Here is a 14,212-nt window from a genome sequence, read left to right as displayed (position 1 = left end):
GTTTATTGCGGCCCAGCAGGGGGCACGCGGGGATCGCGAAAGGTCGGCTCTATTTACGGAGTCGATTTCGCCTGCGCAATCACCAAATCGCCATAAATCGAACCGCGGTTCAGCTCTAGAGCGTTGATGATGCAAGGCCAATCAGTGGCTTGGTATACCAGCACTTCGGTCCGCCAACGAAAAACAGAATATATATTCATTTGTTCTGGAGGGACCGATGCGCGTTGAAATTGCTATTGGAACGCCTCTAAACGGACCATGCCGTCCAAACCTGCCCGGGGCTGGTCTTTTGGGCCGCTAACGCCATTCGGACGGTACCAACCCGCTCCCGCCCCGGCCCGGTTTGACCCCTGTCCGGATATGCACACCTTGCATTCCACCCCAGCCGCAAGACGTGGGTGTCGACCGCGAGAATCAGATCGCCTAAAGCTCCGCGCGCAGCTTTCCGACCGCATGCTTCGGAGAAGTTGCGACCAGTCGCCGGGGCAGGTCAGGGGTGATTGCAGGTCTTGATATCAAGGAGATCGTCGAGCTCGCGCTGTTGCTGATCGCAACCGGCGCGCTCTCGGGATTCCTGGCCGGCGTGTTCGGCATCGGCGGCGGCGCGATTCTCGTGCCGGTGTTCTACGAATGCTTCCGCATCGCCGGCGTGCCGCTCGAAGTGCGCATGCCGCTCTGCATCGGCACCTCGCTCGCGGTGATCATTCCAACCTCGATCCGTTCGTTCCAGGCGCACTACAAGCGCGGCGCCGTCGACATGTCGATCCTGCGCGTGTGGTGGCTGCCGATCGTGATCGGCGTCGTCGCCGGCAGCGTCATCGCGCGTTACGCGCCGGAGAAGCTGTTCAAGATCGTGTTTGTCTGCGTCGCCTATTCCGCGTCGGCGCGTCTCATCTTCGCGCGCGAGGGCTGGAAGTTCGGCGACGATCTGCCTAAAGGGCCGCTGATGCGCGTCTACGGCTTCTGCGTCGGTATCCTCTCGACGCTGATGGGTATCGGCGGCGGCCTGTTCTCGAACCTGCTGATGACGTTCTACGGCCGGCCCATCCACCAGGCAGTGGCGACCTCGTCGGCGCTCGCGGTCCTGATCTCGATCCCCGGCGCGCTCGGCTACATCTATGCCGGCTGGCCGGCAGCTGCGACCTATCCGGCCGTCGCAGCGCTGCAAATCCCGTTCGCGCTCGGTTACGTCTCGCTGATCGGCGCCGTGCTGGTGATGCCGATGAGCCTCGTCACCGCGCCGCTCGGCGTGAGAGCCGCGCATGCGATGTCGAAGCGGACGCTGGAAGTGGCGTTCGGCTGCTATCTGTTTATCGTCGGCAGCCGGTTTGTGATGAGCTTGGTGGGCGGCCAGTGAGCGCCTGAGCCTGCGCCACATACTCCGCTGTCATCGCCCGCCTTGTGCGCACTTGCGCACTGGGGCGGGCGATCCAGTATTCCAGAGACAGCAGTGATTGAACCGAGAGGCTGCGGCGTACTGGATGCCCCGGTCAAGCCGGGGCATGACGGCGCGTTGCGTGGCGGCGCCTCGTCGCAACAAAGCTGCGACGAGGCAGCCCCCTACTTCTTCGCGTAAATATCCTTGTAGGTATCGCGCAGCACGTTCTTCTGTACCTTGCCCATGGTGTTCCGCGGCAGCTCGTCGACGACGAAGACGCGCTTGGGCATCTTGAACTTTGCCAGCCTTCCGTCGAGCGCCTTCAGCACGCCGGCCTCGGTGACGTCGGCGCCCTTGTTGCAGACCAGAACCGCCGTGACGCCCTCGCCGAAATCGGCATGCGGCACGCCGATCACGGCGGATTCGACCACGCCCGGCATGGCGTCGATCTCGCTCTCGATTTCCTTGGGGTAGACGTTGAAGCCGCCGGAGATCACGAGATCCTTGCCGCGGCCGAGAATGTGGACGTAGCCCTTGTCGTCGATCTTGCCGAGGTCGCCGGTGATGAAGAAGCCGTCGGACCGGAATTCCGACTTGGTCTTCTCCGGCATGCGCCAATAGCCCTTGAAGACGTTCGGGCCCTTCACCTCGATCATGCCGATCTCGTCGTGCGGCAGCTCCTTGCCGGTCTCGGGCTCGGTCACGCGCACGGAGACGCCGGGGAGAGGAAAGCCGACCGCGCCGGGCACGCGCTCGCCGTCATACGGGTTCGACGTGTTCATGTTGGTCTCGGTCATGCCGTAGCGCTCGAGCACCGCGTGTCCCGTGCGCGCCGACCATTCGCGATGGGTTTCGGCGAGCAGCGGCGCGGAGCCCGAGATGAACAGCCGCATGTGCTTTGTGGTCTCGCGCGACAGCGCGGAGTTCTGGAGCAGCCGCGTGTAGAAGGTCGGCACGCCCATCAGCACCGTGGCGCGCGCCATCAGCTTGATGATCAGATCCGGGTCGAGCTTGGGCAGGAAGATCATCGACGCCCGCGAAAACAGCGTCACGTTGGTCGCCACGAACAGGCCGTGCGTGTGGTAGATCGGCAGCGCGTGGATCAGCACGTCCTTGTCGGTGAAGCGCCAATAGCCGACGAGCGAGAGCGAGTTCGACGCGAGATTGTCGTGCGTCAGCATCGCGCCCTTGGAGCGGCCGGTGGTGCCCGACGTGTAGAGGATCGCGGCGAGATCGTCGTTTGCCCGCGAGACGGTTACGAATTCGCTGCTGGCCTTGTCGGCGGCTTCCGTCAGCGAGCCCTTGCCGTCGGGCCCGAGCGTCTCGACCTTGGCCTTCACCTTGGCGGCGATCGGGGCGAGGCCTTCCGCCTTGGAGGGATCGCAGATCACCAGCGATGGCTCGGCATCGCCGATGAAGTAGTCAAGCTCGTTCAGCGTATAGGCCGTGTTCAGCGGCAAATAGACCGCGCCGGCCCGCACCGTGGCGAGATACAGCACGATATTGGCGACCGATTTCTCCACCTGCACCGCGACGCGGTCGCCGGGCTTCACGCCGCGCGCGACCAGCACATTCGCCATCTGCCCGGCCCGCGCGATCAGATCGCCATAGCTGATATGGGCGCCGTCCTGCGTCTCGACCGCGAGGCGTTTGGGATCGTCCAGATCGTCGAACAGGCGGGAAAACAGGTTGGCGTTGGCAGCTTGGTTCATGCAAGATTTCCTCGACCGCAAGGCAACAAGGCCGGTCAAAACCGAGGGCTGGATTAGCAAAAACCGCCCCAATGAAGCAACGGAGACAGTTTGCATGACCAAAAACGGGAAACGCGTGGCCTGGGTGACGGGCGGTGGCAGCGGCATCGGGGAGGCCGGCGCCGAGGCGCTCGCGGCCGACGGCTGGATAGTCGTGGTCTCGGGCCGCCGCAAGGATGCCCTGGATACCGTGGTTGCCAGGATTGCTGGGGCAGGCGGGGCGGCTGAGGCCATTGCGCTCGACGTGTCCAACGCCGCCGAAGCCCAGAAGGCGGCCGACCAAATCGTCGCGAAGCAAGGCCGCATCGACCTGCTCGTAAACAATGCCGGTATCAATGTCCCCAGGCGGAGCTGGAAGGATATGGAACTGGAGGGCTGGGACAAGCTCGTCCAGGTCAATCTCAATGGCGTGCTGTATTGCATGCGCGCGGTGTTGCCCACGATGCGCAAGCAGCAGGATGGCTCGATCATCAACGTCTCATCCTGGGCCGGCCGCCACGTCTCGAAGATGCCGGGCCCGGCCTACACCACCACCAAGCATGCGGTGCTCGCGCTGACCCATTCCTTCAACATGGACGAATGCGTCAACGGCCTGCGCGCCTGCTGCCTGATGCCGGGCGAGGTGGCTACTCCCATTCTGAAGCTGCGCCCGCTGGTGCCGAGCGAGGCGGAGCAGGCGAAGATGCTGCAATCCGAAGATCTCGGCCGCACCATCGCGTTCATCGCCAGCATGCCGCCGCGCGTCTGCATCAACGAGCTCCTGATCAGCCCGACGCATAATCGCGGATTCATTCAGACGCCGAACAACAGGGATTGAAGCGGGCACACTGCCGTAGGGTGGGCAAAGCGGAGCGTGCCCACCACCCGTCCTCAATCGCGGAGAGATGGTGGGCACGGCGCTACGCGCCTTTGCCCACCCTACGACACCTACTGCGCCGCAGTTTTTGCGCGATGGCCGCGCATCACACGAACGTCCCCCCGCTTAGTTTCACGCATCACGATAAATTATTTCCCGAAACCCCATCCCGAACCCTCCCGTAGTTCGGTCCAACGACGGCACTGCTGCTTCACGCCAAAAGGTCGCAGGCGCCGTTGTTGCCCCAACGCAAACGCCGGCCATTGCCGGTCACAATTCAATCGGGAGACTCTCCATGTCGAAGCGTATTGCCTATCTCGCTGCCGCCGCCTTCAGCGCCCTGGCCATCACCGCGACCGTCGTCGCGCCTGTCCGCGCCGAGGAGAAGACCGTCATGGTCGGCGGCGCCGCGATGTTCCCGTCCAAGAACATCGTCCAGAACGCCGTCAACTCGAAGGATCACACCACGCTGGTCGCGGCGGTGAAGGCGGCCGGCCTGGTGCCGACGCTGGAAAGCAAGGGCCCGTTCACGGTGTTCGCGCCCACCAACGCCGCCTTCGGCAAGCTGCCGGCCGGCACCGTCGACAACCTGGTCAAGCCCGAGAATAAGGCGACCTTGACCAAGATCCTCACCTACCATGTCGTGCCCGGGAAGCTCGAGGCCTCCGACCTCACCGACGGCAAGAAGATGAAGACCGCCGAAGGCGAGGAACTGACCGTGAAGAAGCAGGACGGCAAGGTCTGGATCGTCGATGCCAAGGGCGGCACCTCGATGGTGACGATCTCCAACGTCAACCAGTCGAACGGCGTCATCCATGTGGTCGACACCGTGCTGATGCCGGCGACGTAACACCGCGCGTCCCTGTTTCATCCCGCAAGCAGGATGCGACGAAACGGCGAGCCGGGGGCACCCGGCTCGCTTTATTGTGACCACGATAGCCCATAGGCATCGATTCGATGGCCGGCGGGGCGTAACGAAAGCGGCCGTATCAGCGTATATTCGGTGTCAGACGACCTTCAGGACGGAACCATCATGTCGAGCCTCACAGTCAGCGACGAGCAGGTCAGCGCCACCCCCGCCAAAGTGATCCAGCCGGCCTGGGTTCGCGTCATGCACTGGACCAACGCGGTCGCCATGATCCTGATGATCCTGTCGGGCTGGCAGATCTACAACGCCTCGCCGCTGTTCGGTTTCAGCTTTCCGCGCGAATATACGCTTGGCGGCTGGCTCGGCGGCGGCCTGCTCTGGCACTTTGCGGCGATGTGGCTGCTGATGGTCAACGGCCTCGCCTATCTCGTCACCGGCTTCGCCACCGGCCGCTTCCGCAAGAAGCTGCTGCCGATCACGCCATCCGGCGTGCTCCACGATGTCAGGGCTGCCCTGACCTTCAAGCTCGGCCATGACGATCTCACCGTCTACAATTACGTGCAGCGCCTGCTCTATGCCGGCATCATCGTGGTCGGCGTGCTGATCGTGCTGTCGGGCCTGTCGATGTGGAAGCCGGTGCAGCTCTATTATCTCGTGATGCTGTTCGGCGATTATCCGACCGCGCGCTACGTCCATTTCTTCTGCATGGCCGCGATCTGCGCCTTCCTCGTCATTCACGTCTTGCTTGCGCTGCTGGTGCCGAAGAGCCTGCGCGCGATGATCATTGGCCGCTGATTAGGAGACCCGTTATGGCCAAGCGCTCATTCCTCATCCCCGGCGTCGACAAGCGGCTGCTGATCAAGGACTCCATCAAGTCCATGCCGGACTTCACCCGCCGCCGCTTCATCGCGGGCGGCGCCAGCCTCGGCGCGCTGACGCTGCTCACCGGCTGCGACGTCGTCGATTCCTCGTCGGCCGATACCCTGCTCGCGAAGGTCTCGAAGTTCAACGACGCCGTGCAGGCGTGGATGTTCAATCCCGACGCACTGGCGCCGACCTTCCCCGAGAGCGCGATTACGAAACCGTTCCCGTTCAACGCCTATTACGATCTCGACGACGCGCCCGATGTCTCGGCCGCGGACTGGAAGCTCGAGGTGCGCGGCCTCGTCGACAACAAGAAGTCCTGGACCCTGGACGAGCTCTACAAGCTGCCGCAGGTCACGCAGATCACCCGCCACATCTGCGTCGAGGGCTGGAGCGCGATCGGAAGCTGGACCGGCACGCCGCTCCGCGATTTCCTCAAGCTGATCGGCGCCGATACGCGTGCGAAATACGTGTGGTTCCAGTGCGCCGACAAGGACGGTTACAACTCGCCGCTGGACATGCGTAGCGCGCTGCATCCGCAGACCCAGATGACGTTCAAATATGCGAACGAGATCCTGCCGCGCGCCTATGGCTTCCCGATGAAGATCCGCGTGCCGACAAAACTCGGATTCAAGAACCCGAAATACGTGGTCTCGATGGAAGTCACCAACGACTACAAGGGCGGCTACTGGGAAGACCAGGGGTACAATTCGTTCAGCGGCAGCTGACGCCAGCCCCGATGCCGTAGGGTGGGCAAAGCGCAAGCGTGCCCACCAGCTCTGCATATGTGTCGACCATTTTGGTGGGCACGGCGCTGCGCGCCTTTGCCCACCCTACGGCACCGATCGTTTGGCTGGCCCCACCTTGCGCTGGCACAATGCCGCAACCGCCCCCAGCGCCAGCAGCGCCGCCGACACATTCAGCGCGTAACTCAGACTCCCCAGCGCATCCGTGATCGCGCCGACCACGATCGGGCCGAGCGTCTGCCCGACGCCGAACGAGATCGTCATCGCCGCGATCGCGGTGGGCCACGCCTCCGGCGGGTAGTTGAAGCGTACGAAGGCCGTGGTCGAGCCGACCACGGCGAAGAAGGCGACGCCGAACACCACAGCCGAGACCGCAAGCCACGCCGGCGAATGCCCCAGCATCGGCAGGGCTGCGCCGAGCGCGTTGGTGCCGAGGATGATCGCGGTGGCAAGTCCGCCGCGGTCGAGCGCCAGCACGCCGCGCCAGACCCAGGGCGTGACGAAGGCGCTGAGGCCGATCAGGCTCCAGAACGCGGCTTGCGCCGCGGCGCCACCGCCGCCGTCGCGCACATAGGCGATCATGAAGGTCATGTAGGCGATGTAGCCGGCGCCAAACAGGAAGTAGCCGGCGAGATAGATCTGCACGGGTAGAATCGCGAAGGTGGCGTGGCTGCCTTCCGAGAAGCGCACCCCGCTCTCGATGCGGATCAGGAACAGCGGCACGGTCATCACGACGGACAGCAGCGTCAGCGCCCACCACACCAGCCACCACGAGCCCGGCCCGAAATATTGCAGCGTGAACGGGGCGATCAGCCCCGAGGCGAGAATGCCGATGCCGGGCCCGGCATAGAACAGGCTGAGCAGGAAATTGGCCCGTTCCGGGCGCGACTGCGCGATAGCCGCGGCCAGCGCGCCGCCGGCGACGAAGCCGGCCGCGGCTCCTAAGCCCAGCACGAGGCGTGCGAGGCTCAGCGCAACGAAATTTCCGGTCAGCGCGCAGGTGGCAAGCGCGGCGACGCAGGCGAGGGTTCCGCCGCGGATCGACGCCGACCAGCCGACGCGCTGGATCAGCCGGGACGCGACAAGCGCGCCCACGAGGTAGCCGACCGCGTTGATGGTGTTCATGAAACCGGCGGCCGAGTAGGACCAGCCGAGGTCCTCCCGCATATCGGGCAACACCAGCGCATAGGCAAAGCGGCCGATGCCGAGCCCGACCGTCGCCGCCAGCGACAGCGTCAGGATCAGCCGCGCGGGATGTGCGTCGGGCGGGGGACGACGGTCTTGAGCAAAGCAGTCTTGGGCGCGCAAGGGATACTCCGGCGTCCCGCACTGTGGCAGGCCCTGCGGGCCTTGCACAGCCGCGAGGCGGCAATGGTGTCTTGCCAAGCGCGCAACGCCGCTCTAGCACTCCGGCCGAATTCGATCTCAGAGGAAACGACCATGGCGACCCACAAATTGCTGCTGCTCCCCGGCGACGGTATCGGCCCCGAGGTGATGGGTGAGGTGAAGCGGCTGATCGACTGGCTCAATTCGGCAGGGATCGCCAAATTCGAGACCGATACCGGCCTGGTCGGCGGCTCCGCCTATGACGCCCACAAGGTGTCGATCTCCGAGGGCGACATGGCCAAGGCGCTGGCCGCCGACGCCATCATCTTCGGCGCGGTCGGCGGCCCGAAGTGGGATGCCGTTCCTTACGAGGTGCGCCCCGAAGCCGGCCTGCTCCGCCTGCGCAAGGATCTCGCTTTGTTCGCCAACCTCCGTCCCGCCGTCTGCTATCCGGCGCTGGCCGATGCCTCGAGCCTGAAGCGCGAGGCGGTCGAGGGCCTCGACATCGTCATCGTGCGCGAACTCACCGGCGGCGTCTATTTCGGCGAGCCCAAGACCATCACCGATCTCGGCAACGGCCAGAAGCGGGCCGTCGATACCCAGGTCTACGACACCTATGAAATCGAGCGCATCGGCCGCGTCGCCTTCGAGCTTGCCAGGAAGCGCAAGAACAAGGTGACGTCGATGGAGAAGCGCAACGTCATGAAGTCGGGCGTGCTCTGGAACGAGGTCATGACGGCGGTCCACAAGCGCGAATATCCTGACGTGACGCTCGAGCATCAGCTCGCCGATTCCGGCGGCATGATGCTGGTGAAGGCGCCGAAGCAGTTCGACGTCATCGTCACCGACAATCTGTTCGGCGACATGCTGTCCGACATCGCGGCAATGCTGACGGGGTCGCTCGGCATGCTGCCCTCGGCCTCGCTCGGCGAGGTCGACGTGAAGAGCAAGAAGCGCAAGGCGCTGTACGAGCCCGTGCACGGTTCGGCGCCTGACATCGCCGGCAAGGGCCTCGCCAATCCCATCGCGATGATCTCGTCCTTCGGCATGGCGCTGCGCTACTCCTTCGACATGGGCGCGCTCGCCGACAAGGTCGATGCCGCGATCGCCGCCGTGCTGGCGAGCGGCCTGCGCACCGCCGACATCAAGTCGGAAGGCACCACGGCCGCCTCGACCACGCAGATGGGCGAAGCGATCCTGAAGGAATTGCAGAAGCTGCACGCGTAAGCGGCAAGCACCGCAATCGTAGGGTGGGCAAAGCGATAGCGTGCCCACCTCTTCTATCGCGATTGCCGAAAGAGGGTGGGCACGGCGCTTCGCGCCTTTGCCCACCCTACGGCGCTGACGTCTTCATCGGAGCCACCTCATGGATGCCTCGCCCCGCCCCAAGATCGCGGAAACCATCATCCATGAAACGGTGCGCCAGCGCGAAGCACGGATCGGGCGCCGCTGCGAAATCCTCGCCAACACCCGCATCGAATATGCCGAGCTCGGCGACTACTCCTATCTCGGCGAGAATTGCGAGGTCGCCGACGCGGTGATCGGAAAATTCACCGCAATCGCCAATTCGGTGCGGATCGGCGCGCCCAATCATCCGATGGGCCGTCCGTCCCAGCATCGCTTCACCTATGTCCCGGAATATTACGAGGCAAGTGCGACGCGTGACCGCGACTTCTTTGCGGATCGTCGCGGAGATCGCGTCATCGTCGGCAATGACGTCTGGATCGGGCACGCCGCGATCCTGCTGCCGGGCGTCACGGTCGGCGACGGCGCGGTGATTGCAGCGGGCGCGGTCGTCAGCCGCGATGTCGCGCCCTACACAATCGTCGGCGGCGTTCCCGCGCGAGCCATCCGCAGGCGCTTTGACGATTCGGTGGCCGAAAGCCTGCGCCGCATTGCCTGGTGGGATTGGCCGGACGAGCTGATCTTCGAGCGCCTGGGCGATTTCCGCTCCGAGGCGATCGAAGAATTTTGCAGGCGCTACGATCCGGCAGCCAACGCCTGAAGCGGACGTATCTCTCGCAAACAAAAATGGCCGGGCGCGAGCCCGGCCATTTTGATTCGGTCGATCATTCCGCTCAGTACAGCGGGAAATTCCTTGGGTAGCCGCCGACGTCGGCCGGCGTGCTCAGCGGCTGGCGATCGATCGGGCGGTTGTTGTTCTCGCGGGCGAAGGTCGGATAGCCGATCGCCGGCGGAAAAGCGTAATCGGAGAACTTGCGGTCGCCCGGATTGACCTCGGTGCCGCCGTCGAGCCAGGAGCGCTTGCTCACATAAAGGCGGGTGCGGCCCTGCTGATAGACCGCGTTCGGGCCGCTCGGGCCGTAATAGGGACGGCTGTTGTCGTAACGCTGCTTCTTGGTGTCGGCCGAGGCGGGTGTCGCGAGGGCTGAGGACATGGCAACGACGGCGCCGGCCGCAAGCCACATCGCCAGTTTGTTCGCGGCGGAGAAATTCGAGCTCATCACGTCCCCTTCAGGCGGCAAGCCGCCAATCGATTTCATCTCCATACTAACCCGGCTGGGGCGGCCGCAACTAGGTCTATTGGGTCACACCAGCCCGGAATAATCGTGCGCGCTGGCAAAAGTTGCATCAATACCAGCCACTTGAGCTTGATGCCGGTCAAAGCGCCCCGCGCAATTGCGCGTTCGCCGCGCCCAGCAGCCAGTCCGACGAACCCTGGGGAGCGCAGGAGCGGCGCTTCAGCTCCGCATGGGCGAACAATTCCGCCAGCTTCGGCTCGTTGCCCGAGGTCAGGAGCGTCAGCCGGTTCAGCGTGCAGGCGATCGCCGCGCGTCGGGCGGGCAGGGTGTCGCCCTGGCAGGAGAAGCCGGAGATCTGGAGCGCCGGCTCCTCGCTGCGCTTGAGGTAGCCTAGGCACGCCCGCGTGCCCTCCGCCGTGCCGGTGGGCCGGAACAGGGCGACGGGACCGAATTTCGTGTCGATCAGGCCGGCCTGCTCGAGCAGCGTTGCGTCACCCAGGCCCATGTGGACCGCCAGGTCCGCTGTCGCCGGGAGGGCCACGTCGAATTCACCGCCTTCCCGGTAGATCTCGAGCTCCGCCACGGGCTTGTCCGCCTCGCCGGTCCAGCGCATCACGTCCCGGCGGCCGCCTTCGGGATGCCTGAGAATGACGTAAGAGGCTGTTTTTTCTGACGAATCGAGTCGGCTGAGGGCGAAGGCCGGTTGCGAGCGGTCGGCCACGCTCCACCCCGGCTTCTCCACGGGCTCATCGTCGCGCAGGCTGGGCAGCTGGTCGAGCGCGGCGAGGGCGAGGATGGCAAACAGGACCAGCGCCCCCACATAGGCGAACAGGCGCGCCAGCGTGCCGACGACTTCGTCGGCGAGGGCTGCGAGCGCCAGATGGATCTGGGTAGGGGTGGCGGCCGTGCTGGCCTCTGGCGACTGCATCCACGGCCTTCAGGCATGGTCCAACGTTGTCTTGAGGCCGGTTCTCGCATAGAAGCGCTGCTCTTCCTGTTTAAGCGTCAGCTTCAGGAACGGGCTTTTTCATCGGAGAGTGAACGATGGGTTACAAAGTCGCAGTCGTCGGCGCGACCGGCAATGTCGGACGGGAAATGCTCAACATCCTCGATGAGCGCAAATTCCCCGCGGACGAAGTGGTGGCATTGGCGTCACGCCGCAGCGTCGGCGTCGAGGTCTCCTATGGCGACCACACCCTGAAGGTCAAAGCGCTCGAGCACTACGACTTCTCCGACGTCGACATCTGCCTGATGTCGGCGGGAGGCTCGGTGTCGAAGGAATGGTCGCCGAAGATCGGCGCCGCCGGCGCGGTCGTGATCGACAACTCCTCGGCCTGGCGCATGGACCCGGACGTGCCGCTGATCGTGCCCGAAGTGAACGCGGCCGCGACCGAAGGCTTCAAGAAGAAGAACATCATCGCCAACCCGAACTGCTCGACCGCGCAGCTCGTGGTCGCGCTGAAGCCGCTGCACGACAAGGCGTCGATCAAGCGCGTCGTGGTCTCGACCTATCAATCGGTATCGGGCGCCGGCAAGGATGCGATGGACGAATTGTTCTCGCAGACCAAGGCCGTCTACACCAATGACGAGCTGATCGCGAAGAAATTCCCCAAGCGCATCGCCTTCAATGTCATCCCCCACATCGACGTCTTCATGGAGGACGGCTACACCAAGGAAGAGTGGAAGATGATGGCGGAGACCAAGAAGATCCTTGATCCCAAGATCAAGCTCTCCGCGACCTGCGTGCGCGTGCCGGTGTTCGTCGGCCACTCCGAGGCCGTCAACATCGAGTTCGAGAATCCGATCACGGCGGACGAGGCACGCGACATCCTGCGCAAGGCGCCGGGCTGCCTCGTCATCGACAAGCAGGAGCCCGGTGGCTACGCCACGCCGTATGAAGCCGCCGGCGAGGACGCCACCTATATCAGCCGCATCCGCGAGGACGCGACGGTGGAGAACGGCCTCGTGCTGTGGTGCGTGTCCGACAATCTGCGCAAGGGTGCCGCGCTCAACGCCATCCAGATCGCGGAAGTGCTGATCAACCGCAAGCTGATCAGCGCGAAGAAGAAGGCGGCGTAACGGCGGGGATCTCGTAGGGTGGGCAAAGCGAAGCGTGCCCACCAAGGTCTCGATCGGGAAAGATGGTGGGCACGGCGCGTTGCGCCTTTGCCCACCCTACAAGAGCGACTTACGCCGCACCGCGTGCGTTCTTGAATTCCTTCGCGACCTTGTCCAGCACGAACAGCGATCCCTCCGCGACGCCGAAATAGGCGCCGTGGGTCTGCATCTGGCCTGAGTCCACCGCCTTCTGCACGAACGGAAACGTCATCAGGTTCTCCAGGCTGCGGAACACGGCGGCCTTCTCGATGCGCTCGACGAACTGCGCCATGGTCTCGTGGTCGCGCTGCTCGACCACTTCGCCCGGCTTGATGAACATCTGCATCCATTTGCCGATGAAGTCGCCCGGCGTGAGCGGCTCGATCTTGTCGACGAAGGCGCGGATGCCGCCGCATTGCGCGTGCCCGAGCACGACGATGTGCTTCACCTTCAGCACCGTCACGGCATATTCCAGCGCCGCGGAGACGCCGTGCGCATTGCCGTCGGGCTGATACACCGGCACCAGATTGGCGATGTTGCGGACCACGAACAGTTCGCCCGGGCCGACGTCGAAGATCACCTCGGGCGAGACGCGGCTGTCGCAGCAGCCGATCACCATCACTTCCGGGAACTGCCCCTTCACCGACAGCTCGCGATAGCGGCTCTGCTCGGTCGGCAGCCGCTGGGTGGCGAAGGCCTTGTAGCCTTCCAGCAAATGCTTCGGGAATGTGATCATGGCCTATGCCTAACCATAGACCAGAGGGGCGAACAAGCCTTTCGAATAGGCAGGCCAGGTGCTATCGGCTTGGCTTGTTGTTTGAGCATGATCCTTTCGGAAAATCTCCGCACACTTTTCCGGGATCATGCTCCAGAATACACCTGAGGAAACTGGAAGGAATGCTCGCATGACCCGCCCGCGCCGCAGCCATCTGTTCATGCCCGGCTCCAACCCCCGCGCGCTGGAAAAGGCGCGAAATCTCGCCGCCGACGGCCTGATCCTCGATCTGGAAGATTCCGTCGCCCCCGACCTCAAGGGGGTGGCGCGTGACGGCATCGCCGCTGCGATCGCGGACAAGGGGTTCGGCAAGCGCGAGATTTTGATCCGGACCAACGGCCTCGACACGTCCTGGTGGGCCGATGACGTCGCGATGGCCGCCAAGGCCTCGCCTGACGGCATTCTGGTTCCAAAAGTTTCAAGCATCGAGGATCTCAAGGCGATCGGCGCTCGCCTTGCCGAGCTCGGCGCCGCGCCGACGGTGAAGGTCTGGGCGATGATCGAGACCGCGCGCGCCGTGCTGCATGCCGAGGAGCTGGCCGCCGCGGGCCGCGATCCCAAGACGCGCCTCTCCGGTTTCGTGTTCGGCCCGAACGACATCTCACGCGAGACGCGCATCAAGATGTTGCCGGGCCGCGCGGCGATGATCCCGATGATCACCCATTGCATCCTGGCGACGCGCGCCCATGGCCTCGAGATCCTCGACGGTCCCTATAGCGACATCGCGAACTCCGACGGCTTTGCCACCGAATGCGCACAGGGCCGCGACCTCGGCTTCGATGGCAAGACGCTGATCCATCCATCGCAGATCGAGGCCTGCAACGCGATCTTCACGCCGCCCGAAGAGGAAGTCGCGCGCGCGCGAAAGATCATCGCAGCGTTCGAGCTGCCTGAGAACGTCTCGCGCGGCGCGATCCGGCTCGATGGTGCAATGGTGGAGCGTCTGCACGCCGACATGGCGCGGCGCACGATCGAGATCGCGGACGCGATCGCAGCGATGAGCAAGGGCTGAGGCGTCAACTCGAAGAAGCGATATCCGCTTGTCCCCGCCCAGGCGGACATCTTCTG

At 64.3% G+C, this 14,212-nt stretch carries 14 protein-coding genes; 9 read left to right on the top strand and 5 right to left on the bottom strand.

What is annotated here, in order from left to right; all coding sequences use genetic code 11:
* Positions 1 to 496 precede the first annotated feature (496 nt).
* The gene (locus tag BJ6T_RS02315) at positions 497 to 1,357 is read left to right on the top strand and encodes a sulfite exporter TauE/SafE family protein (RefSeq protein ID WP_014490679.1); all 861 of its coding nucleotides are present in this window, start codon (positions 497 to 499) and stop codon (positions 1,355 to 1,357) included.
* Between the two features lie 203 nt (positions 1,358 to 1,560).
* Here the strand turns inward: BJ6T_RS02315 and BJ6T_RS02310 are convergent, their stop codons facing one another.
* Entirely contained in the window at positions 1,561 to 3,090 is a 1,530-nt protein-coding gene (locus BJ6T_RS02310; RefSeq protein WP_014490678.1) for a malonate--CoA ligase, read from the bottom strand.
* A 94-nt stretch (positions 3,091 to 3,184) separates the two neighbouring features.
* On the opposite strand from BJ6T_RS02310, the gene BJ6T_RS02305 reads away from it, so the two are divergent.
* The 4 genes from BJ6T_RS02305 to BJ6T_RS02290 all read left to right on the top strand — a co-directional run bounded on the left by BJ6T_RS02305 (position 3,185) and on the right by BJ6T_RS02290 (position 6,445).
* Positions 3,185 to 3,946 carry an SDR family oxidoreductase gene (locus BJ6T_RS02305; protein ID WP_014490677.1) on the top strand — a complete coding sequence of 254 codons (762 nt, stop codon included), beginning with the start codon at positions 3,185 to 3,187 and terminating at the stop codon, positions 3,944 to 3,946.
* Positions 3,947 to 4,280: 334 nt separating this feature from the next.
* Positions 4,281 to 4,835, top strand: coding sequence for a fasciclin domain-containing protein (locus BJ6T_RS02300; protein WP_014490676.1), 555 nt, complete (start codon positions 4,281 to 4,283; stop codon positions 4,833 to 4,835).
* 183 nt (positions 4,836 to 5,018) lie between these two features.
* Complete coding sequence (locus BJ6T_RS02295) at positions 5,019 to 5,648, top strand: cytochrome b/b6 domain-containing protein (RefSeq protein WP_014490675.1); 630 nt, start codon at positions 5,019 to 5,021, stop codon at positions 5,646 to 5,648.
* Between the two features lie 14 nt (positions 5,649 to 5,662).
* Positions 5,663 to 6,445, top strand: coding sequence for a molybdopterin-binding protein (locus tag BJ6T_RS02290; protein ID WP_014490674.1), 783 nt, complete (start codon positions 5,663 to 5,665; stop codon positions 6,443 to 6,445).
* Positions 6,446 to 6,550: 105 nt separating this feature from the next.
* Here BJ6T_RS02290 and BJ6T_RS02285 read toward each other — a convergent pair whose 3' ends face one another.
* Positions 6,551 to 7,771 (bottom strand): YbfB/YjiJ family MFS transporter, encoded by a 1,221-nt coding sequence (locus BJ6T_RS02285; RefSeq protein WP_014490673.1) that lies wholly within the window; start codon positions 7,769 to 7,771, stop codon positions 6,551 to 6,553.
* A gap of 132 nt (positions 7,772 to 7,903) precedes the next feature.
* Between BJ6T_RS02285 and leuB the strand changes: the two genes are divergently transcribed.
* Together leuB and BJ6T_RS02275 are read left to right on the top strand one after the other, a co-directional pair.
* The gene (gene leuB / locus BJ6T_RS02280; protein ID WP_014490672.1) at positions 7,904 to 9,016 is read left to right on the top strand and encodes a 3-isopropylmalate dehydrogenase; all 1,113 of its coding nucleotides are present in this window, start codon (positions 7,904 to 7,906) and stop codon (positions 9,014 to 9,016) included.
* A 139-nt stretch (positions 9,017 to 9,155) separates the two neighbouring features.
* Complete coding sequence (locus tag BJ6T_RS02275; RefSeq protein ID WP_014490671.1) at positions 9,156 to 9,794, top strand: DapH/DapD/GlmU-related protein; 639 nt, start codon at positions 9,156 to 9,158, stop codon at positions 9,792 to 9,794.
* Positions 9,795 to 9,867: 73 nt separating this feature from the next.
* On the opposite strand, the gene BJ6T_RS02270 is transcribed toward BJ6T_RS02275, so the two are convergent.
* Together BJ6T_RS02270 and BJ6T_RS02265 are read right to left on the bottom strand one after the other, a co-directional pair.
* Positions 9,868 to 10,254, bottom strand: coding sequence for a hypothetical protein (locus BJ6T_RS02270; protein ID WP_028158592.1), 387 nt, complete (start codon positions 10,252 to 10,254; stop codon positions 9,868 to 9,870).
* Positions 10,255 to 10,411: 157 nt separating this feature from the next.
* Positions 10,412 to 11,200: a hypothetical protein gene (locus BJ6T_RS02265; RefSeq protein WP_014490669.1), complete on the bottom strand. Its 789-nt coding sequence runs from the start codon at positions 11,198 to 11,200 to the stop codon at positions 10,412 to 10,414.
* 116 nt (positions 11,201 to 11,316) lie between these two features.
* Between BJ6T_RS02265 and BJ6T_RS02260 the strand changes: the two genes are divergently transcribed.
* On the top strand, positions 11,317 to 12,351 hold the full coding sequence (locus tag BJ6T_RS02260) for an aspartate-semialdehyde dehydrogenase (protein WP_014490668.1): 1,035 nt from the start codon (positions 11,317 to 11,319) through the stop codon (positions 12,349 to 12,351).
* 109 nt (positions 12,352 to 12,460) lie between these two features.
* Here BJ6T_RS02260 and BJ6T_RS02255 read toward each other — a convergent pair whose 3' ends face one another.
* Positions 12,461 to 13,105 carry a carbonic anhydrase gene (locus tag BJ6T_RS02255; RefSeq protein WP_014490667.1) on the bottom strand — a complete coding sequence of 215 codons (645 nt, stop codon included), beginning with the start codon at positions 13,103 to 13,105 and terminating at the stop codon, positions 12,461 to 12,463.
* 169 nt (positions 13,106 to 13,274) lie between these two features.
* Between BJ6T_RS02255 and BJ6T_RS02250 the strand changes: the two genes are divergently transcribed.
* Positions 13,275 to 14,156, top strand: a complete 882-nt coding sequence (locus BJ6T_RS02250; protein WP_014490666.1) for an HpcH/HpaI aldolase/citrate lyase family protein — start codon at positions 13,275 to 13,277, stop codon at positions 14,154 to 14,156.
* Positions 14,157 to 14,212: the final 56 nt, after the last annotated feature.

Origin of the sequence: Bradyrhizobium japonicum USDA 6, from assembly GCF_000284375.1 — a bacterium.
GTDB lineage: Bacteria > Pseudomonadota > Alphaproteobacteria > Rhizobiales > Xanthobacteraceae > Bradyrhizobium > Bradyrhizobium japonicum.
Note: the sequence above shows the minus strand (reverse complement) of the source record. Positions and strands in the feature narration are given on the sequence as shown.